Raw genomic sequence first — 18,976 nt, 5'->3', positions numbered from 1 at the left:
TTTCCAGTTCAGTGAAGCCAGTTCAGTGACGCCTGCGATGACCCCTCCCCAGGTGAAATCGCATGCAAAAAAGAGGGCCTACGATAACACAGCGACCGCCCGGCAACAGCGGCGCATACGGCGTACATCATGGAGAGGAGGTGGGATGAGTATTCGCGATTGGCCTGCTGCCGAGCGGCCGCGAGAGAAGCTGTTGGAGTGGGGGGCGGCCAGTCTGTCCGATGCCGAATTGCTGGCAATCTTCCTGCGCACCGGGGTGTCCGGCAGGAGCGCCGTGGACCTGGCGCGCCATCTGCTGGCGCAATTCGGTGGCCTGCGCCCGCTGCTGGAGGCCAGCCAGGTGCGGTTCAATCAGCAGTTGGGCCTGGGGCCGGCGAAGTTTGCCCAATTGCAGGCGGTGCTGGAAATGTCGCGGCGCCACATGGCCGAGCGCCTGCGCAACGATTCGGTGCTGGAAAGTCCCCTGGCCGTGCGCGAATACCTCAAGGCGCTGCTGCGTCATGAGTCACATGAGGTGTTTGGTTGCCTGTTTCTCGACTCCAAACATCGGGTGCTGGGTTTCGAGGCGCTGTCCGAGGGCACCATCGATGCCGCTCTGGTCTATCCCCGGCAAGTGGTCAAGCGTGCGCTGGCCTACAACGCGGCGGCCTTGATCCTGTGCCACAACCATCCCTCGGGCAGCGCGGACCCAAGCGCTGCTGATCGAAAACTGACCAAGGTCTTGCAAAAGGCCCTGGAAATGGTGGACGTACGGGTGCTGGATCACATCATCGTGGGCGATGGTGATCCGTTGTCGATGGCGGAATATGGATGGATGTAGAAGGCAGCTGCAAGTTTGAAGCTGCAAGCCGCAAGTGGGCTTGCAGCTTGCAGCTTGCAGCTTAAGGCTTGACGCTGACCTTGGAATAATCCTGGCGGCCAAACGGGCTCACTTGGTAACCCTCTACATTCTTGCGTGTCAGGGCAAACGCAGTGGGGTGGGCCAAGGGCAACCACAGGGCCTGCTGCTGGATCTGCGCCTGGGCCTGCTGGTAGAGCTTGCTGCGTACGCCCTGTTCGCTGGTGGTTTTGCCGGCGCTGATCAGCTTGTCCAGTGCCGGGTCGCAGTAACGGGCGAAGTTGGTGCCGGACTTGACTGCCGCGCAGGAGAATTGCGGAGTCAGGAAGTTATCCGGGTCGCCGTTGTCACCGGCCCAGCCCATGAAGAGCAGGTCGTGCTCGCCGGCTTTGGCGCGACGAATCAACTCGCCCCATTCGATTACGCGGATCTCGGCCTGGATGCCAACCTTGGCCAGATCCGCTTGCAACAGCTGAGCGCCAAGATTCGGGTTGGGGTTGAGCAGGCTGCCGGTAGGGCGGGTCCAGATAGTGGTTTTGAAGCCGTCCTTGAGGCCGGCGCGGTTCAGCAGTGCCTTGGCTTTGGCCAGGTCCTGTGGATAACCGGTCAAGTCCTTGGCATAGCTCCAGGTATTGGGTGGGTAAACGCCGTTGGCCGCTTCAGCGGTGCCTTCGAATACCGCTTTGAGGTAACTGCCCTTGTCAAAGGCCAGGTTGATCGCCTGGCGGACTTCGGGCTTGTCCAGTGGCGGGTGCTGGCTGTTGATGGCGACGAAGGCGGTCATGAAGGCGGCGGTTTTTTCCACCTTCAGGGCCGGGTCTTTTTCCGCTTCGCCCACGTCCAGCGGTTTGGGCGACAGGGCGATCTGGCATTCGTCGCGGTGCAGTTTCTGCAGGCGCACGTTGGCATCCGGCGTAATGGCGAAGATCAGGTTATCCACCGCCGGTTTGCCGGCGAAGTAGTCCGGGTTGGCCTTGTAGCGCACCACCGCATCCTTCTGGAAACGTACGAAAACGAACGGTCCGGTGCCGATGGGCTGGCTGTTGAGTTTTTCCGGCGTGCCGGCCTTGAGCAGTTTGTCGGCATATTCAGCCGGGTAGATCGAGGCAAAGCCCATGCTCAGCGCGGCAAGAAACGTGGAGTCGGCGTGGTCAAGGGTAAAACGCACGGTCAGCGGGTCGAGGGCGTCGATCTTCTTGATCAGCGTGGGCAATTGCAGCGATTGCGCATGCGGAAAGCCGCTCTGGGCGATCTTGTGCCACGGGTTGGCTGGGTCGAGCATGCGTTCGAAGCTGAAGCGCACATCTTCGGCCGTCAGGGTGCGGCTCGGGGTGAAATATTCGGTGCGATGGAATTTCACGTTCGGGTGCAACTTGAACGTGTATGTCAGGCCATCTGGCGAGACCTCCCAGCTCTCGGCCAGGCTCGGGACCAGTTTTCCGGCGCTTGCGTCGTAGTCCACCAGACGGTTCATCAGCACATCCGCCGAGGCGTTGGTGGTGGTCAAGGAGTTGTACTGCACCACGTCGAACCCTTCGGGGCTGGCCTCGGTGCAAACGCTCAGGTTGGTGGCGGCAACGGCCATCGGCGCGATAAAGAGGGGGGCTAGCAATAGCGGTAGGGCAGCGAGGCGCATATTCGGTTTCCTGTGCAGATCGAAGGCCCATCTGCGAGTGCAGTCTGGAAAAGGCCTACCGTAGTGGCCTGTTGGTTAAATGACTAGCCTATTTTTGCCTGTGCTTTTGGCTCAAATGCTGTTTTGATGGCGCTTCAGCGCGTTTCATCCTGCAGGTCCGAGTACTTGCGAGCGCTGAAAATCATTCTGTGCGACGAGCGGTCGGCTGTTGTAGCGGCCCCTCCTGGCAACGGTTCAGGCGCCAATGGCCGAGATTTACCCAGGTAAAAACACACTCGCTGTTGTTGCACCTGGGTCTTTCTGGTATAAAGCAGCGCTCTTTTCTAGGGGCCCGGTTCCTTCGCTTGTAGGTGTAGCCGGTAAGACCCTAAAGAAACGCGGCGCCTGGCGCCAAATGACTGAGAGATTAAGCGGCCAACCCATGCCGGGTTGGGCATGTGGTTTTAGAGGGCTGAGGCATGTCGAGAGTCTGTCAAGTTACCGGTAAGGGTCCGGTGACTGGGAATAACATTTCCCACGCAAATAACAAAACCCGTCGTCGTTTCCTGCCGAACCTGCAGCATCACCGCTTCTGGGTTGAAGAAGAGAAACGTTTTGTTCGCCTGCGTGTATCTGCCAAAGGCATGCGTATCATCGACAAGCGTGGCATCACTGTCGTGCTGGCCGAAATCCGCGCCGCCGGCAAGATCTAAGGAGCTCTATCATGCGTGAATTGATTCGAATGATCTCTAGCGCCGGTACTGGTCACTTCTACACTACCGACAAGAACAAGCGTACTACCCCGGACAAGCTCGAAAAGAAAATGTTCGACCCGCGCGTTCGCAAGCACGTGATCTACAAAGAAGGCAAAATCAAGTAATTGATTTCCTTCCTTGTGAAAAAAAGCCCGTATCTCACGATACGGGCTTTTTTTTGCCTGTGATGATCGTTCCCACGCTCTGCGTGGCAACGCCGCACCGCTGTTCACCGATCAGGCTTTCTGTTCAAACACCACGTAGATCTTGCGGCACGCTTCCAGCACTTCCCAGGTGCCGCTGAAGCCTGCGGGGATCACGAAGCGGTCGCCAGCGCGCAAGGTTTTGGCATTCCCCTCGGCATCGCGCAGTACGGAGACCCCCTGCACGATCTCGCAGTACTCATGCTCGGTGTAATTGACTTTCCACTGCCCGACTTCGCCTTCCCAGACGCCCGCGTTCATTTGTCCGCATGGGCTGTTGTAGTGGTTGTAGATCGTCTGTTCGGGGTCACCCTTGAGGATTTTTTCGGCGGCAGGGCGATAGCGGTCGGGGGCGGTGTTGGCTTGGCTGAAATCGACGATGTCCTGGATGCTCATGTGCTTGTCCCGTCTGGCCTGCGGTTGGAGAGCCCAAAGTCTATGTTTATTAAAATGAACATCGCAAGGGTGTTTGAAGGCGTTATGTCAAATATATTGAAACATCCCCAGCCGCTGGTTTAGGGTGGCAGCTGCCTTGAGCCGAACATCAGGCTGGCCAGGCAAGAATTCGTGGAGGCGTCGGGACTAATCTCCCCGGCGCTTGTATCCAATAAGAGGAGGACACTTGCATGACCACCCTGACCCATGCTGACTGGGAACAACGCGCCAAGGACCTGAAGATCGAAGGCCGCGCCTACATCAATGGCGAATACACCGCCGCCGCGTCCGGTGACACCTTCGAATGCATCAGCCCGGTCGATGGCCGTCTGCTTGCCAGCGTAGCCAGCTGTGACGCCGCCGACGCCCAGCGCGCCGTGGAAAACGCCCGTGCCGTGTTCAATTCCGGCGTGTGGTCGCGCCTGGCGCCGGCCAAGCGCAAGTCCGTCATGATCCGTTTCGCCGCGCTGCTCAAGGCCAATGCCGAAGAGCTGGCCCTGCTTGAAACCCTGGACATGGGCAAGCCGATCAGTGACTCGCTGAACATCGACGTACCTGGCGCGGCGCAAGCGCTGAGCTGGAGCGGTGAGGCAATCGACAAGATTTACGATGAAGTGGCGGCCACGCCCCATGACCAACTGGGTCTGGTGACCCGTGAGCCGGTTGGCGTGGTCGGTGCGATCGTACCGTGGAACTTCCCGCTGATGATGGCCTGCTGGAAGCTCGGCCCGGCGCTGTCGACCGGTAACTCGGTGATTCTAAAGCCGTCCGAAAAATCCCCGCTGACCGCCATCCGCATCGCCGCCCTGGCCGTTGAAGCCGGCATTCCCAAAGGCGTGTTCAACGTACTCCCAGGCTACGGGCATACCGTGGGTAACGCGTTGGCGGTGCACATGGACGTGGACACCCTGGTGTTTACCGGCTCCACCAAAATCGCCAAGCAACTGTTGATCCGTTCCGGCGAGTCGAACATGAAGCGTGTGTGGCTGGAAGCCGGCGGCAAGAGCCCCAACATCGTGTTCGCCGATGCGCCGAACCTGCAAGCCGCCGCCGAATCTGCCGCCAGTGCCATCGCCTTTAACCAGGGCGAAGTCTGCACCGCCGGATCGCGCCTGCTGGTGGAGCGTTCAATCAAGGACACGTTCCTGCCGCTGGTGATCGAGGCGCTCAAGGGCTGGAAGCCGGGTAACCCGCTGGACCCGGCCACCAATGTGGGTGCGCTGGTGGACACCCAGCAGATGAACAATGTGCTGTCCTACATCGAAGCGGGCCATGCCGACGGCGCCACGCTGGTTGCCGGTGGCAAGCGTACCCTGGAAGAAACCGGTGGCACCTACGTTGAGCCGACCATCTTCGACGGTGTGACCAACGCCATGAAGATTGCCCAGGAAGAGATCTTCGGGCCGGTCCTGTCGGTGATCACCTTCGACAGCGCCGAAGAAGCCATCGCCATAGCCAACGACACCCAATATGGCCTGGCTGCGGCGGTGTGGACGGCGGATATCTCCAAGGCACACCTGACAGCCAAGGCCCTGCGTGCGGGCAGTGTGTGGGTCAACCAGTACGATGGCGGCGACATGACCGCTCCGTTCGGTGGCTTCAAGCAGTCGGGTAACGGTCGCGATAAATCGCTGCATGCGTTCGACAAATACACCGAGCTGAAAGCGACCTGGATCAAGCTCTAAGTTACGTTACACCGCAGGCCCCCTGTAGGAGCGAGCTTGCTCGCGAAAAACGCCAACGATAAAGCGTGCTGTCTGGTTGAACGCGGTGTCTTTGAGTTCTTCGCGAGCAAGCTCGCTCCTACAGTTCGTTTACAACCCTGAAAATTATCCACAGGAGCGTGGACATGCGTTGGGCGACCTATTTTGCCGTGCTGGCCTCGGTACTCAGCGTCGGGCTGGCGCTGGGTGTGAGCATGCCGTTGGTGTCGCTGCGTCTGGAAGGCTGGGGTTATGGCAGTTTCGCCATTGGCGTGATGGCTGCGATGCCTGCGTTCGGCGTGCTGCTGGGCGCCAAGGTTTCCAGCCGCATGGCCTCCTGGCTTGGTACCGCCAACCTGATGCGCCTGTGTCTATGGGCCGGTGCGCTGTCCATCGGCTTGCTCGCGATCCTGCCCAGTTATCCGGTGTGGCTGGTGCTGCGGCTGATGATTGGGGTGATCCTGACCATCGTGTTTATCCTGGGGGAAAGCTGGATCAACCAGTTGGTGGTGGAGCAGTGGCGTGGCCGACTGGTGGCGTTGTACGGCTGCACTTATGCCCTGAGCCAGCTATCAGGCCCTTTGTTGCTGGGTGTGATCGGCACCGACCACGATTACGGTTTCTGGGTGGGCGTTGGCCTGCTTCTGGTGGCTCCGCTGGCCTTGCTTGGCCGCTCCGGCGCGCCCAGCGCCGAATCGTTCAGCGTGACCTTTGCCGACCTCTGGCGTTTCTGCCTGAGCCTGCCGGCCATTGCCTGGGCGGTTGCGCTGTTCGCTGCGTTCGAAGCGATGATCCTGACGTTGCTGCCGGTGTATTGCCTGCAACAAGGCTTCACCGCCGAAATCGCTCTGGCGATGGTCAGTACGGTGGTGGTCGGTGATGCGCTGCTGCAATTGCCCATCGGCGCACTGGCGGATTACCTGCCTCGGCGCACCTTGTTTCTCGGCTGCGCGTTGCTGTTGCTGGCCTCAAGCCTGGCGATTCCGCTATTGATGCACACACCACTGATCTGGTCTTTATGGGTGCTGTTCGGCGCCAGCGCGGGCGGGTTGTTTACCTTGTCGCTGATCCTGATCGGCGAGCGCTACCGCGACGACGCCTTGGTGCGCGCCAACGCTCACATCGCGCAGCTGTGGGGTGTCGGTTGCCTGATTGGCCCGTTGCTGGCGGGGGCAGGCAGCCAATGGATCAGTGGGCACGCGCTGCCACTACTGATGGCGGCCGGGGCCTTGGGGCTGGTGCTGTTGCTATTGCGCCAGGGTGCGTTTGGCGCAGCGCAACCGGTCTGAGCTGCCCTGCGTTTTTTCAAAGCATGCGTTCCAGGCCCACCGAGGTGGCGAACCATGCGTTGAACCGGCGCCACCAAGTGCCCGGCTCCTGGGTCAGGGTGTGCAATTGGCCGTTATCTTCGGTCACCCACACGATCTGCCCGTCCTGCAGTTTCGCCTCGTAGCTCAACGCTGGCGCCATGCCTTGCAGCGCCAGGTTGCGCACGTGTTCCGCCAGTTCCGGGCTGTCCACCAGCACGCCGACTTCGGTGTTCCACAGCACCGAGCGTGGATCGAAATTGAACGAGCCGATAAACGACTTTTCCCGATCGAAAATCATCGCCTTGCTGTGCAGGCTGGAGTCGGAACCGCGGAAACTGCCTCGACGAAACAGGTGCGGGCCGCTGTTTGCACTGGGGTCGCCCGGTTGGCGACGCAGCTCATAGAGTTTCACGCCATGCTCCAGCAGCGCCTTGCGATAGGGCGCATAGCCGCCGTGCACGGCCGGTACATCAGTGGCCTCGAGGGAATTGGTCAACAGGCTCACCGACACGCCCGCATCGGCGCGGCCCGTCAGGTAAACCAGCCCCGGCGGCCCCGGAACGAAGTACGCCGAAATCATGATCAGCTCATGGCTGACCCCCTGCAGCTCCGGCGCCAGTTGGGTGGTGAGCAGCAATTGCGGGTCCGGGTCGGCCTTGGCCAGCACCTTGCTCGGGGCGTCCCACAACGCCTGGTTCCAGGCCCAGATCAACTCGCGCCGCCAGATGTCCATGCGCGGCTGGGTCTGGTAGGTACGCAGGCGGTTATACAGGGCGTGGTTCTGCTGGCGCGATTGAGCCAGCGAGGCCTCAAGGCGCCCACGCGCCACCGCGAGGTCGACCTTGGACGGCATGCTTGAGACAAACTCATCGATAGGCTTGCTCAGCGCGCTGTTCCAGTACTGATCGAAGCTGTGACCCAACTGCTCAGCCACCGGCCCGACGCTGAGCATGTCGATATCGGTGAAATTCAGGTTAGGTTCGGCATCGAAGTATTCATCCCCCAGGTTGCGGCCACCCACGATCGCCACGCTGTTGTCGGCCAGCCACAGCTTGTTGTGCATGCGCCGGTGTTGCAGCGACAGGTTGAACAGGCGGCCCATGGCGCGCGTTACGCCCGTGCTGCGCCCCAGGTGCAGCGGGTTGAACAGGCGGATGTCGATCTTGGGATGAGCGGCGAGGGTGGCGATGATCTGGTCGAGCCCGTCGCTGGTGGTGTCGTCGAGCAAAATGCGCACGCGCACGCCACGGTCGGCGGCCTTGAGCAGTTCATCCACGAGCATGCGCGTGCTGATGCCGTCATGCACGATGTAGTACTGAAGGTCGAGGCTGGTCTGGGCGTTGCGGATCAACTCGGCACGGGCCACGAAGGCTTCGCTGCTGTTGGGCAGCAAACGAAAGCCCGAGCGGCCCTGATACGGTGCCGCCTGGGCCTGGATCGAGCGGCCAAAGGAAGACTGTGCCGCCGGCAGCGCGTCACTGGGTTCGCGCGGTGTGTGCGCCGTCGCGCAACCACCCAGTGCCAGCGCTCCCAGCAGGAAAAACGGTAAAAGCCGTTGAATCATCAAGGAAGCGGCATCCAGGTCAGGGCGGTTGTCGGCATATGACGGCAATTGCTCGGAAAAGGTCAGTCCGCCGATTCTTCCAGCATTTTGCGCGCAGCGGCACCAACCTTGCGCACCGCCTCTTCGATCTGCGGCGTCGGTTTGGCAGCGTAGTTCATGCGCAGGCAGTTACGGTACTTGCCGGAGGCAGAAAAAATGCTGCCTACCGCCACCTGTACGCCTTGTTCCATCAGTGCACGGTTGAGCTGGAGGGTGTCGAAGCCTTCCGGCAATTCCACCCACAGCATGAAACTGCCTTGGGGCCGGCTGGCGCGCGTGCCGGCAGGGAAGTAGCGGCTGACCCAGTCGAGCATCAGGTCGCGATTGCGCTGGTATTGGGTACGCATCCTGCGCAAATGAGGTTCGAAATAGCCGCCCTTGAGAAATTCCGCTATCGCGATCTGCGGCTGCGTGGCCGTAGAGCCCGTGCTGATGTATTTCATGTGCAGCACTCGGTCCAGGTAGCGCCCCGGCGCAACCCAGCCAATGCGCAGGCCAGGCGCCAGGGTCTTGGAGAACGAGCTGCACAGCAGCACCCGGCCGTCTTCGTCGAAGGATTTGATGGTGCGCGGGCGCGGGTAGCTGTAGGCCAGTTCGCCATACACATCGTCTTCGATGATCGCCACGTCAAAGCGCTGGGCCAACGTCAGCAGTGCGCGTTTGCGCGCCTCCGGCATGATGTAACCCAATGGGTTGTTGCAGTTCGGGGTGAGCTGGATGACTTTGATCGGCCACTGCTCCAGCGCCAGTTCCAATGCTTCAAGGCTGATGCCGGTGATCGGGTCGGTGGGGATCTCCAGGGCTTTCATGCCCAGACCCTTGAGGGTCTGCATGGCACCGTGGAAACTTGGCGAGTCCACCGCAACGATATCGCCGGGTTCACAAATGGCGCGAATGCTGGTGGAAAGGGCCTCGTGGCAGCCGGTGGTGATGACGATGTCGTCGGCAGCCAGTTGGCAACCGGAATCCAATGACAGTCGCGCAATTTGCTCGCGCAACTCCATACAGCCAAGGATGGTGTCGTAATACAGCCCCGGCAGATCCTGGCGGCGGCTGATACGGGCCAGGCTGCGCAGCAGTGGCTTGATGGTGGGCGACAATACATCCGGCATGCCACGGCCCAGCTGTATGACGTCCTTGCGCGGCACCGCGCGAATCAACTCCAGCACCTGATCCCACTGGGAAATTTCCACCGGCCGCTGGGCGGGGCGACCCACCTCGGGTAGCGCCGGCAGTTCACGGCCCACCGGCACAAAATAGCCGGACTTGGGCTTGGGCATCGCCAGGCCGTTGTCTTCCAGCAACCGATAGGCTTGCTGCACGGTGCTCAGGCTGACCCCATGTTCCACGCTCAATGCCCGCACGGAAGGCAGGCGGTCGCCGGGGCGATAGAAGCCTTGTTCGATGCGGGTGCCCAGCAATTCGGCGAGGTTGACGTAGAGGGTCACGGCGGTCACTCCCAGGGGACCAATACAGATAGGCAGAAAATACAGGATTCAGCCGTTCATAGGCAGTATCTGTATGGATTTAATAAAGGTAGGTTGAATCTGTATTGGTTTTGCGCGGCCGTTCATTCTAGTCACTCAAGGCAGCAAGCTAACGAGGGATAACAAGATGAACGGCATGAGCGATGTGCGGCTGGCATTACACAGCCAGGAACTGGAAGCCGCCCAGGAGCGGACGTTGTCCATGCCTGGCGAAACCCGCTGGAGCCTGTTCCGGCGCCGCCGCCATACGCGCAAGGCCTTGCTCACGCTGACTCGGGAGCAATTGCTCGACGTAGGCCTCACGGCAGAACAGGCGCGCCACGAAGGCTTGAAGCCATTCTGGCGCGATTGATCAGACCAGCTCCTTGAGGCGGTGCCAGAGCATCCCCAGGGCCAGCAGCGGCGAGCGCAGGTGTTTACCGCCAGGGAAGGTGATGTGCGGCACTTGGGCGAACAGGTCGAAGCGCCCTTGCTGCTGGCCGCTGATGGCTTCGGCCAGCAACCTGCCGGCCAGGTGCGTGGCGTTCAGGCCATGACCGGCGTAGGCCTGGGCGTAATACACATTGGTGTGATCCGCCAGGCGTCCGATCTGCGGCAACCGATTGGCGCCGATGCCGATCATGCCGCCCCATTGGTAGCCGATCTTCACGTTGGCCAACTGCGGGAACACCTGCAGCATCTTTGGCCGCATATAGGCGCCGATGTCTTTCGGGTCGCGCCCGGAATAATGGCAGGCGCCGCCGAACAACAGGCGGCGGTCGGCGGATAGGCGAAAATAGTCCACCGTTACCCGCTGGTCGCACACCGCCATGTTCTGCGGCAGCAGGTTGGCAGCTTGCGCTTCACTCAGGGGTTCGGTGGCGATGATGTAGCTGCCCGCGGGCAGTATCTTGCCGCTCAGGTGTGGATTGAGGCCGTTGATGTACGCGTTGCAGGCCAGTACCAGGGTGTTGGCGAGCACCTGGCCCTGGGCGGTGTGCACCTTGACCTGCGAGCCGTAGTCGATGCGCGTCACTTCAGACTGCTCGAACAACTTCACGCCCAACTGCTGCGCGGCGCCGGCTTCACCCAGGGCGAGGTTCAGCGGGTGCAGATGCCCGGAACCCATGTCGATCATCCCGCCTACATAGCGGTCGGAGCCGATCACGCTGCCCATCTCGCTGGCTTGCAGCAGGCGGACTGGATGGCGATAACCCAGGCTGCGCAGCTCTTCGGCGTCTTCGGCGAGGCCCTCAAGGTCGCGGGCTTTGTTGGCCAGGTCGCAGTAACCCCAGGTCAGGTCGCAGGCGATCTGGAAGCGTTCGACACGTTCGCGCACGATCTCCACGGCTTCCAGGCCCATCAGCTTCATCTGGCGCACGCCGTCGGTGCCGATCACCTTGGCGAACTGGTCAAGGCCATGGCCAACGCCGCGAATCAGCTGCCCGCCGTTACGCCCGCTGGCGCCCCAGCCGATCTTGCGCGCCTCCAGCAGCACCACGCTGAACCCGCGCTCGGCCAGCTCCAGGGCGGTGTTGAGCCCGGAATAGCCGCCGCCAATCACGCAGACATCGGCGCGCACCTCACCGGTCAACGCCGGGTAATCGGGGTGCGGCACGCTGCTGGCAGCGTAGTAGGACGCGGTGTGGCGGGCGCTGGCGGTCATGGGGAGCTCCCTGTTTGGAAAATTTGACGCAGGATACAGCGGTCGGGCGAAGCTGTCTGCGCGGGGCGTTTTACGGCAGAATCCGCGTCTAGTCGCGGTTGGGTGTGGATTTGGATGAGTTGCAACAGTCAGAAAGTCAGCGCTTTGCGCAGGCAGATTCCTTCGTTCGAGTGTGTCCCTGGTTGCCACGACTGCTGTGGGCCGGTGACCACTTCGCCTGAGGAAATGTCGCGCCTGCCACGCAAGACGGCTGCCGAGCAGGAAGCCGCCATGGACGAGCTGAACTGCGTGCACCTGGGGCCTGACGGCTGCACGGTTTACGATGAGCGTCCGCTGATCTGCAGGCTGTTTGGCACCACTACGACCCTGCCATGCCCCAACGGTCGGCGGCCGGTGGAGTTGATACACCCTCGGGTTGAAAAGCAGATTCACGCGTATATGGCGAGTACCCGACAAGTACTGGTGTAGCGGATGTACTGGGTCAGTGTGGGAGCGGGCTTGCCCCCCCCACATTTGATTGAGTTGTGTCAGGTTAATCGGGGATTGGCAGGTTCAGGCTTTCCTTCACTTCTTCCATCACGATATAGCTCTTGGATTCGCGCACATGGGGCAACTTGAGCAGGATGTCGCCGAGTAATTTTCGGTAAGAGGCCATCTCGGAAATCCGTGCTTTGACCAGATAGTCGAAGTCCCCCGACACCAGGTGACATTCCAGCACGTGGGGCAGTTTGAGCACGGCGCGGCGGAACTCTTCAAACGTGTCGCCGGACTTGTAATCCAGGCTGATCTCGACAAATACCAGCAAACTTCCTTTCAAATGCTGGGGGTTGAGCCGCGCGTTGTAGCCCATGATGATCCCTTCGCGCTCCAGGCGGCGCACCCGCTCGGTACACGGCGTCGTCGACAGCCCGACCTTCTCTCCCAGCTCAGTGAACGAAATGCGCCCATCGGTTTGCAGGATGCGCAGGATATTGCGGTCGATCTTGTCCAGCTCCCGCTTGGTCTGGGTGTTGGTACGCATAGGGGATACGCCTCTGTAAAAAGCATTTGTGCCGAGAATTGTCGCCAAATATAGGCATTTATATAGTGAAATGCACTGGCGATTGTTTTTTACACTGCGCTCATCATTGCTCGAATAACACACGTCAGCGGCTTGGCCGCGATGAGGATATAAAAATGCGCGTTCTGGTCTTGGGTAGCGGCGTCATTGGCGTGACCAGTGCCTACTATTTGGCTCGGGCCGGCTTTGACGTCGTGGTGGTCGACCGGCAACCGGCCGCCGCCATGGAGACCAGTTTCGCCAACGCCGGCCAGGTATCCCCAGGCTACGCGTCGCCATGGGCCGCGCCGGGCGTGCCGCTCAAGGCGATCAAATGGCTGCTGCAACGTCATGCGCCGCTGGCGATCAAAGCCACCGCCGATATCGACCAGTACCTGTGGATGGCGCAGATGCTGCGCAACTGCACCGCGAGCCGGTATGCGGTGAACAAGGAGCGCATGGTCCGCCTGTCCGAGTACAGCCGTGACTGCCTGGACGAACTGCGCGCTGAAACCGGGATCGCCTACGAAGGGCGCAGCCTGGGCACCACCCAACTGTTCCGCACCCAGGCCCAGCTCGATGGCGCGGCCAAGGACATTGCCGTGTTGCAGGAGTCCGGCGTGCCGTTCGAACTGCTGGACCGTGCCGGCATCGCCCGGGTTGAACCGGCCCTGGCCAGCGTCACCGATATTCTTGCCGGCGCCCTGCGCCTGCCCAACGACCAGACCGGCGACTGCCAAATGTTCACCACCCGCCTGGTGGAGATGTGCAAGCAGTTGGGCGTGGAGTTCCGTTTCGAACAGGACATCCAGCGCCTCGATTACGCAGGCGACCGCATCAACGGCGTGTGGATCGACGGCCAGTTGGAAACCGCCGACCGTTATGTGCTGGCCCTCGGCAGTTATTCGCCCAAGCTGCTCAAGCCGCTGGGGATCAAGGCGCCGGTGTACCCCCTCAAGGGCTACTCGCTGACCGTGCCGATCACCAACCCGGCGATGGCGCCGACCTCGACCATCCTGGACGAAACCTACAAAGTGGCGATCACCCGTTTCGACAACCGCATTCGCGTCGGCGGCATGGCTGAGATCGCTGGTTTTGACCTGTCGCTTAACCCGCGGCGGCGTGAAACCCTGGAGATGATCGTCAACGACCTTTATCCTCAAGGCGGCGATCTGGCCCAGGCCAGTTTCTGGACCGGTCTGCGCCCGACCACACCCGATGGCACACCGATTGTCGGCGGCACCCCATTCAAGAACCTGTTCCTGAATACCGGCCATGGCACCCTCGGCTGGACCATGGCCTGCGGCTCCGGTCGCTTGCTGGCCGACCTGATGGCGAAGAAAACCCCGCAGATCAGCGCCGAAGGCCTCGCTATTTCCCGTTATGGCAATCACCAGGAGTCCGCACGACATGTCAATCCAGCGCCAGCTCACCAATGAGCGCATGAGCCAGATCGTTGTTCACAGCGGTACCGTGTATTTGGCAGGCCAGGTCGGCGACGACATGAGTGCCGGCATCGAGCAGCAGACCCGCGAAACCCTGGTCAACATCGAGCGTTTGCTGGACCTGGCCGGCACCGACAAGACCCGTTTGCTGTCGGTGACGATCTATTTGAAAGACATCGATGCCGACTTCGCCGGCATGAATGCGGTGTGGGATACGTGGCTGCCAAGGGCGTCGCGCCGGCTCGCGCCACGGTTGAAGCCAAACTGTGTGAACCGCAAATCCTGGTAGAGCTGTCCGTCGTGGCCGCGCTGCCTTAAATAAGCATCCCTCTCCCGGCGCCGATGTTGTTGGTCGGCGCCGGTTTTTCTTCACTCTGCCGCCTAGAAGCCTGCCGCCATGCGTCCTGCCCGTGCCCTGATCGACCTCCAAGCCCTGCGCCACAACTACCAATTGGCCCGCGAAGTCACCGGGGCCAAAGCCTTGGCCGTGATCAAGGCGGATGCCTACGGCCATGGCGCGGTACCTGTTGCCCAGGCGCTGGAAGCCCAGGCCGATGGGTTCGCGGTGGCGTGCATCGAAGAGGCTCTGGAGCTGCGCGCCGCCGGGATACGTGCGCCGGTGCTGCTGCTGGAAGGCTTTTTCGAAGCCGACGAACTGCCGCTGATCATCGAGCAGGATCTGTGGTGCGTGGTGCATTCGCTGTGGCAACTGGAGGCTATCGAGCAGACCGCGCTGAGCAAGCCGTTGACCATCTGGCTCAAGCTGGACTCGGGCATGCACCGTGTCGGCCTGCATCCCAAGGATTACCAGGACGCTTACAAGCGCCTGCTGGCCAGCGGCAAAGTCGCGAAGATCGTGTTGATGAGCCATTTCGCCCGCGCCGACGAGCTCGATTGCGTGAGCAGCACCGAACAAGTGGCAGTGTTCGAAGCGGCTCGTCAGGGCTTGGCAGCGGAAGTCAGCCTGCGCAATTCACCGGCCGTATTGGGTTGGCCGAGTGTGACCAGCGACTGGGTGCGCCCAGGCATCATGCTCTACGGCGCTACGCCCTTTGGTGAAGACCAGGCCATCGCTGCACGTTTGCAGCCGGTGATGACCCTGGAGTCCAGGATCATCTGCGTCCGCGAACTGCCGGCGGGTGAGCCAGTAGGCTACGGTGCCAGGTTCGTCACGCCCAAGCCGATGCGCATCGGCGTGGTGGCCATGGGGTATGCCGATGGCTACCCGCGTCACGCCCCCACTGGCACACCGGTGCTGGTCGCCGGCCAGCGCAGCCAGTTACTGGGCCGGGTGTCCATGGACATGCTGTGTGTCGACCTGACGGATGTGCCCCAGGCGGGGTTGGGTTCCACGGTGGAGTTGTGGGGCAAGAATATCCTCGCCAGCGACGTCGCGACCGCAGCGCAGACCATCCCTTACCAGATCTTCTGCAACCTGCGCCGAGTGCCAAGGCTCTATTGCGGGGCTTGATCGCCCGCTACGAATGCCGCCGCTCGGGATTTAGGCCCAAGTGTTGTAAATACTGAACGCTGTCGCCATGATAACGCTCAATTACAACAAAGCCTGAATCCTAGGAGGCTCCTGCATTGGACGTCGGCGAACGACTGCAATCCATCCGTAAACTCAAAGGCCTTTCCCAGCGCGAGCTTGCCAAGCGCGCGGGCGTCACCAACAGCACCATTTCGATGATCGAGAAAAACAGCGTCAGCCCCTCGATCAGTTCCCTGCGCAAGGTGCTGGGTGGCATTCCCATGTCCATGGTCGAGTTCTTTTCCGAAGAGATCCTCCAGGAAATACCGACGCAGATCGTCTATAAAGCCAATGAGCTGATCGACATTTCCGACGGTGCCGTCACCATGAAGCTGGTTGGCCGAGCGCACCCCAGCCGGGCCATCGCGTTTCTCAACGAAATCTACCCGCCAGGCGCCGACACGGGCGAAGAAATGCTGACCCATGAAGGCGAAGAAACCGGGATTCTGGTGGAAGGGCGCCTGGAACTGGTGGTCGGTCTTGAAACTTTTGTGCTTGAGGCTGGCGATAGCTACTACTTTGAAAGTAGTAAGCCCCATCGTTTTCGCAATCCGTTCGACGTGCCGGCGCGACTAATCAGCGCAGCCACACCCGCGAACTTCTAGAAAAGAGGCGCCCTGCCAGCGTTGCAGGGGTTCGCGCAGCTGTACACCGTGAGGTCGAATCTCCCTTTATTTAATAGGGTTGTTTCGGCCGGTCGGGCTAACCGCTATACTTTCGCCGCCTGCGAAACCGTGGCCGCAGGCGTGAATAGCCACCATTGAGGGTGAACGCGTGAACCTAATTATGAAAATGCTGGCTGCACCAGCAACCGTACTGGCCCTATGGGCTGTCAGCGCTCAAGCTGCGACCAATGATGACATCGCCAAGCGCCTGGAGCCTGTGGGCCAGGTCTGCGTCCAGGGCCAGGAATGCAAAGGCATGGAGGTCGCTGTCGCAGCGGGCGGCGGCGGTGCCAGAACCCCGGATGAAATCATCACCAAGCACTGTAATGCTTGCCACGGCACAGGCTTGCTGGGTGCGCCGAAAATCGGCGATACCGCCGCGTGGAAAGAGCGTGCCGATCATCAGGGTGGCCTTGACGGTATCCTGGCCAAGGCGATCACCGGCATCAACGCCATGCCGCCCAAGGGCACCTGCGCGGATTGCTCGGATGACGATCTGAAGGGTGCTATCAAGAAAATGTCAGGGCTTTAACCCACCGATCTTCGCCAAAAAAGCCGCTTACGAGCGGCTTTTTTGTGCCCGGGATTATCTTTCGACACTGGTCAATGCAGCAAAGACCCGGCAAGCTCGGTCCAACCCCAATTCATGGAATGTTCGGGAGCAGTCGGATGGTGCAGTTGTGTTCAATCGAGCAAGCAGTTGACGACGTACTGGCCCGCTTGCCGGCGCATATCCACATGGGCATGCCGCTGGGGCTGGGCAAGCCCAACCTGTTCGTCAATGCGCTGTACCGGCGCATCGCCCAGTTGCCTGAGCGGGAGCTGACGATCTACACCGCGCTGAGTCTGGGCCGGCCCACCCTGGGCGACGGTTTGCAGAAGCGCTTTCTCGAACCCTTTATCGAGCGCGTGTTTGGCGACTACCCCGAGCTGGATTTTCTCGCCGACCTGCACAAGGACAGCCTGCCGAAGAATATCCGCGTGCAGCAGTTCTTCATGCAGCCCGGCAGCCTGCTCCACAGCGCCGCGGCCCAGCAGGATTACGTCAGCAGTAACTACAGCCATGCCGCCCGGGACATCAACGCCGCCGGCCTGAACCTGGTAGCGCAACTGGTTGCCAGCAGCGCCGAGCATCCCGACCGCCTGAGCCTGAGCTGCAACCCGGACATCACCCTCGACCTGCTGCCAATGATCGCCAAGCGGCGCGCGGCGGGTGAGACCATCCTGATCGTCGGCCAGGTCCACAGCGACTTGCCCTACATGCCCGGCGATGCCGAGTTGGGCATGGACGCCTTCGACTACCTGCTCGATGAGAAAGACAGCACCACGTTGTTCTCCACGCCAAACATGCCGGTGGGGTTCCAGGACCACTTTATCGGCCTGCATGCCAGCACCCTTGTGCGCGACGGAGGCACCTTGCAGATCGGCATCGGCTCCATGGGCGATGCGCTGACTGCCGCGTTGCTGGCGCGCCAGGCTGATAACGAAGCCTATCGATTGCTGCTGACCGACCTGGATGTGTATCAGTGGGCGCCCCTGATCAGCCGTGAGGGCGGCGTTGAGCCGTTCGCCCGTGGCCTTTACGGTTGCAGCGAAATGTTCGTCAACGGCCTGCTGGTACTGGCCGATGCCGGGATCATCCGGCGCAAAGTGTACCCGGACGTGGCGACCCAGCAGCAGGCCAATGCCGGGCTGCTCGACGATGCCGCGCAGCCCGATGGCATCTCGGTCCATGGCGGATTCTTCCTCGGCCCGCGCAGTTTCTACCAGCGCCTGCAGGAGATGAGCCACGCCAAGCGGCTGGAATTCAACATGACCGGCATCAGCTATATCAACGAGCTGTACGGCCAGGAAGAGCTCAAGCGTTTGCAGCGCCAGGATGCGCGGTTTATCAACAGCGCGATCATGGTCAGCTTGCTCGGTGCCGGTGTGGCCGACCAGTTGGAAGATGGCCGCGTACTCAGCGGCGTGGGCGGGCAGTACAACTTCGTTGCCCAAGGCCATGCGCTGGAGGGCGCGCGTTCGATCCTGATCCTGCGCAGCTGGCGCGAGTCGGCGGGGGAGGTCAGTTCGAATATCGTCTGGGAGTATGGCCATTGCACCATTCCCCGGCACCTGCGGGATATCATCATCACCGAGTACGGAATTGCCGATTTGCGCGGTCAGACCGATGCCAAGGTGATCGAGGCGTTGCTCAATATCACCGACTCCCGTTTCCAGGATGACTTGATCGAACAGGCACAAAAGGCTGGCAAGTTACCCAAGGATTTCAAGCTGGCGCCGCGTTTTGCCGACAATACACCGCAACGGCTCCAGGCGATTCAAGCCAAGCATCGGCGCCTGTTCCCGGAGTACCCGCTGGGCAGTGATTTCACGGAGCAGGAGCGGGATCTGTTACGCGCGCTGAACTGGCTCAAAAGCAAATTCAAACTGACCGAGATGCTGGAGCTGGGCAAGGCGGCGCTGGATGCACCGGAGCCGGAAGCGTTTCCCGAGCATCTGAGGCGGATGGGGCTGGATAAGCCGCAGGGATTCAAGGATGACCTGTATCAGCGCCTGTTACTGGCCGGCCTACAGGCCACCGCACACTAAAAGTCAACATAAGACAAAATGTGGGAGGGGGCTTGCCCCCGATAGCTGTGGGTCAGCCAACCAGTTGGTGACTGATACACCGCAATCGGGGGCAAGCCCCCTCCCACATT

General features: G+C 61.0%; 18 protein-coding genes and 1 pseudogene. 13 read left to right on the top strand and 6 right to left on the bottom strand.

What is annotated here, in order from left to right; translation table 11 throughout:
• Positions 1-145 precede the first annotated feature (145 nt).
• The gene (radC, locus tag SC318_RS26090) at positions 146-820 is read left to right on the top strand and encodes a RadC family protein (protein WP_320429016.1); all 675 of its coding nucleotides are present in this window, start codon (positions 146-148) and stop codon (positions 818-820) included.
• Between the two features lie 61 nt (positions 821-881).
• Here radC and SC318_RS26085 read toward each other — a convergent pair whose 3' ends face one another.
• The gene (locus tag SC318_RS26085) at positions 882-2,474 is read right to left on the bottom strand and encodes an ABC transporter substrate-binding protein (RefSeq protein ID WP_320429015.1); all 1,593 of its coding nucleotides are present in this window, start codon (positions 2,472-2,474) and stop codon (positions 882-884) included.
• A 458-nt stretch (positions 2,475-2,932) separates the two neighbouring features.
• Here SC318_RS26085 and rpmB point away from each other — a divergent pair, with 458 nt between their 5' ends.
• Both rpmB and rpmG read left to right on the top strand, forming a co-directional pair.
• A complete protein-coding gene (gene rpmB, locus SC318_RS26080; RefSeq protein WP_003176907.1) occupies positions 2,933-3,166 on the top strand; it encodes a 50S ribosomal protein L28 in 234 nt (77 codons plus the stop codon).
• Between the two features lie 11 nt (positions 3,167-3,177).
• The gene (gene rpmG, locus SC318_RS26075) at positions 3,178-3,333 is read left to right on the top strand and encodes a 50S ribosomal protein L33 (protein ID WP_003176906.1); all 156 of its coding nucleotides are present in this window, start codon (positions 3,178-3,180) and stop codon (positions 3,331-3,333) included.
• A gap of 111 nt (positions 3,334-3,444) precedes the next feature.
• Here the strand turns inward: rpmG and SC318_RS26070 are convergent, their stop codons facing one another.
• A complete protein-coding gene (locus tag SC318_RS26070; RefSeq protein ID WP_320429014.1) occupies positions 3,445-3,807 on the bottom strand; it encodes a cupin domain-containing protein in 363 nt (120 codons plus the stop codon).
• Between the two features lie 230 nt (positions 3,808-4,037).
• Between SC318_RS26070 and SC318_RS26065 the strand changes: the two genes are divergently transcribed.
• Complete coding sequence (locus tag SC318_RS26065) at positions 4,038-5,531, top strand: aldehyde dehydrogenase (protein WP_320429013.1); 1,494 nt, start codon at positions 4,038-4,040, stop codon at positions 5,529-5,531.
• 164 nt (positions 5,532-5,695) lie between these two features.
• On the top strand, positions 5,696-6,838 hold the full coding sequence (locus SC318_RS26060; protein ID WP_320429012.1) for an MFS transporter: 1,143 nt from the start codon (positions 5,696-5,698) through the stop codon (positions 6,836-6,838).
• Between the two features lie 16 nt (positions 6,839-6,854).
• On the opposite strand, the gene SC318_RS26055 is transcribed toward SC318_RS26060, so the two are convergent.
• On the bottom strand, positions 6,855-8,423 hold the full coding sequence (locus SC318_RS26055) for a phospholipase D family protein (protein WP_320429011.1): 1,569 nt from the start codon (positions 8,421-8,423) through the stop codon (positions 6,855-6,857).
• A 62-nt stretch (positions 8,424-8,485) separates the two neighbouring features.
• Positions 8,486-9,910, bottom strand: coding sequence for an aminotransferase-like domain-containing protein (locus tag SC318_RS26050; RefSeq protein ID WP_320429010.1), 1,425 nt, complete (start codon positions 9,908-9,910; stop codon positions 8,486-8,488).
• 166 nt (positions 9,911-10,076) lie between these two features.
• On the opposite strand from SC318_RS26050, the gene SC318_RS26045 reads away from it, so the two are divergent.
• Entirely contained in the window at positions 10,077-10,301 is a 225-nt protein-coding gene (locus SC318_RS26045) for a DUF1127 domain-containing protein (protein ID WP_320429009.1), read from the top strand.
• Here SC318_RS26045 and SC318_RS26040 read toward each other — a convergent pair whose 3' ends face one another.
• Positions 10,302-11,594, bottom strand: a complete 1,293-nt coding sequence (locus tag SC318_RS26040) for an NAD(P)/FAD-dependent oxidoreductase (RefSeq protein WP_320429008.1) — start codon at positions 11,592-11,594, stop codon at positions 10,302-10,304. It lies immediately after the preceding gene.
• 114 nt (positions 11,595-11,708) lie between these two features.
• Here SC318_RS26040 and SC318_RS26035 point away from each other — a divergent pair, with 114 nt between their 5' ends.
• Positions 11,709-12,062 (top strand): YkgJ family cysteine cluster protein, encoded by a 354-nt coding sequence (locus SC318_RS26035; RefSeq protein WP_320429007.1) that lies wholly within the window; start codon positions 11,709-11,711, stop codon positions 12,060-12,062.
• Positions 12,063-12,126: 64 nt separating this feature from the next.
• On the opposite strand, the gene SC318_RS26030 is transcribed toward SC318_RS26035, so the two are convergent.
• Positions 12,127-12,615, bottom strand: a complete 489-nt coding sequence (locus tag SC318_RS26030; RefSeq protein ID WP_003176896.1) for an Lrp/AsnC ligand binding domain-containing protein — start codon at positions 12,613-12,615, stop codon at positions 12,127-12,129.
• Between the two features lie 155 nt (positions 12,616-12,770).
• Here SC318_RS26030 and dadA point away from each other — a divergent pair, with 155 nt between their 5' ends.
• The 6 genes and pseudogenes from dadA (at position 12,771) to SC318_RS26000 (ending at position 18,866) form a co-directional block, all read left to right on the top strand.
• Positions 12,771-14,072 carry a D-amino acid dehydrogenase gene (dadA, locus tag SC318_RS26025; RefSeq protein ID WP_306490868.1) on the top strand — a complete coding sequence of 434 codons (1,302 nt, stop codon included), beginning with the start codon at positions 12,771-12,773 and terminating at the stop codon, positions 14,070-14,072.
• Positions 14,044-14,396, top strand: a pseudogene (locus tag SC318_RS26020) (RidA family protein). Before dadA ends, SC318_RS26020 begins: the two are co-directional and overlap by 29 nt.
• 79 nt (positions 14,397-14,475) lie before the next feature.
• A complete protein-coding gene (alr, locus tag SC318_RS26015) occupies positions 14,476-15,549 on the top strand; it encodes an alanine racemase (RefSeq protein ID WP_320429006.1) in 1,074 nt (357 codons plus the stop codon).
• Between the two features lie 116 nt (positions 15,550-15,665).
• Positions 15,666-16,214 (top strand): type II toxin-antitoxin system RelB family anti-toxin, encoded by a 549-nt coding sequence (locus SC318_RS26010; protein ID WP_065879259.1) that lies wholly within the window; start codon positions 15,666-15,668, stop codon positions 16,212-16,214.
• 181 nt (positions 16,215-16,395) lie between these two features.
• On the top strand, positions 16,396-16,806 hold the full coding sequence (locus SC318_RS26005) for a c-type cytochrome (protein ID WP_320431297.1): 411 nt from the start codon (positions 16,396-16,398) through the stop codon (positions 16,804-16,806).
• A 137-nt stretch (positions 16,807-16,943) separates the two neighbouring features.
• Complete coding sequence (locus SC318_RS26000) at positions 16,944-18,866, top strand: acetyl-CoA hydrolase/transferase C-terminal domain-containing protein (RefSeq protein WP_320429005.1); 1,923 nt, start codon at positions 16,944-16,946, stop codon at positions 18,864-18,866.
• Positions 18,867-18,976 lie beyond the last annotated feature (110 nt).

Source organism: Pseudomonas sp. MUP55, from assembly GCF_034043515.1.
Taxonomy (GTDB): Bacteria; Pseudomonadota; Gammaproteobacteria; order Pseudomonadales; family Pseudomonadaceae; genus Aquipseudomonas.
Note: the sequence above shows the minus strand (reverse complement) of the source record. Positions and strands in the feature narration are given on the sequence as shown.

What these genes read in the sequence shown, in the direction of transcription:
- rpmG (WP_003176906.1), top strand. Translation starts at nt 3,178, where the DNA reads ATGCGTGAATTGATTCGAATGATCTCTAGCGCCGGTACTGGTCACTTC.
- SC318_RS26040 (WP_320429008.1), bottom strand. Translation starts at nt 11,594, where the DNA reads ATGACCGCCAGCGCCCGCCACACCGCGTCCTACTACGCTGCCAGCAGC.
- SC318_RS26000 (WP_320429005.1), top strand. Translation starts at nt 16,944, where the DNA reads ATGGTGCAGTTGTGTTCAATCGAGCAAGCAGTTGACGACGTACTGGCC.
- SC318_RS26035 (WP_320429007.1), top strand. Translation starts at nt 11,709, where the DNA reads ATGAGTTGCAACAGTCAGAAAGTCAGCGCTTTGCGCAGGCAGATTCCT.
- dadA (WP_306490868.1), top strand. Translation starts at nt 12,771, where the DNA reads ATGCGCGTTCTGGTCTTGGGTAGCGGCGTCATTGGCGTGACCAGTGCC.
- SC318_RS26030 (WP_003176896.1), bottom strand. Translation starts at nt 12,615, where the DNA reads ATGCGTACCAACACCCAGACCAAGCGGGAGCTGGACAAGATCGACCGC.
- SC318_RS26055 (WP_320429011.1), bottom strand. Translation starts at nt 8,423, where the DNA reads ATGATTCAACGGCTTTTACCGTTTTTCCTGCTGGGAGCGCTGGCACTG.
- radC (WP_320429016.1), top strand. Translation starts at nt 146, where the DNA reads ATGAGTATTCGCGATTGGCCTGCTGCCGAGCGGCCGCGAGAGAAGCTG.
- rpmB (WP_003176907.1), top strand. Translation starts at nt 2,933, where the DNA reads ATGTCGAGAGTCTGTCAAGTTACCGGTAAGGGTCCGGTGACTGGGAAT.
- SC318_RS26060 (WP_320429012.1), top strand. Translation starts at nt 5,696, where the DNA reads ATGCGTTGGGCGACCTATTTTGCCGTGCTGGCCTCGGTACTCAGCGTC.
- SC318_RS26065 (WP_320429013.1), top strand. Translation starts at nt 4,038, where the DNA reads ATGACCACCCTGACCCATGCTGACTGGGAACAACGCGCCAAGGACCTG.
- SC318_RS26005 (WP_320431297.1), top strand. Translation starts at nt 16,396, where the DNA reads ATGAAAATGCTGGCTGCACCAGCAACCGTACTGGCCCTATGGGCTGTC.
- SC318_RS26085 (WP_320429015.1), bottom strand. Translation starts at nt 2,474, where the DNA reads ATGCGCCTCGCTGCCCTACCGCTATTGCTAGCCCCCCTCTTTATCGCG.
- SC318_RS26045 (WP_320429009.1), top strand. Translation starts at nt 10,077, where the DNA reads ATGAACGGCATGAGCGATGTGCGGCTGGCATTACACAGCCAGGAACTG.
- SC318_RS26070 (WP_320429014.1), bottom strand. Translation starts at nt 3,807, where the DNA reads ATGAGCATCCAGGACATCGTCGATTTCAGCCAAGCCAACACCGCCCCC.
- alr (WP_320429006.1), top strand. Translation starts at nt 14,476, where the DNA reads ATGCGTCCTGCCCGTGCCCTGATCGACCTCCAAGCCCTGCGCCACAAC.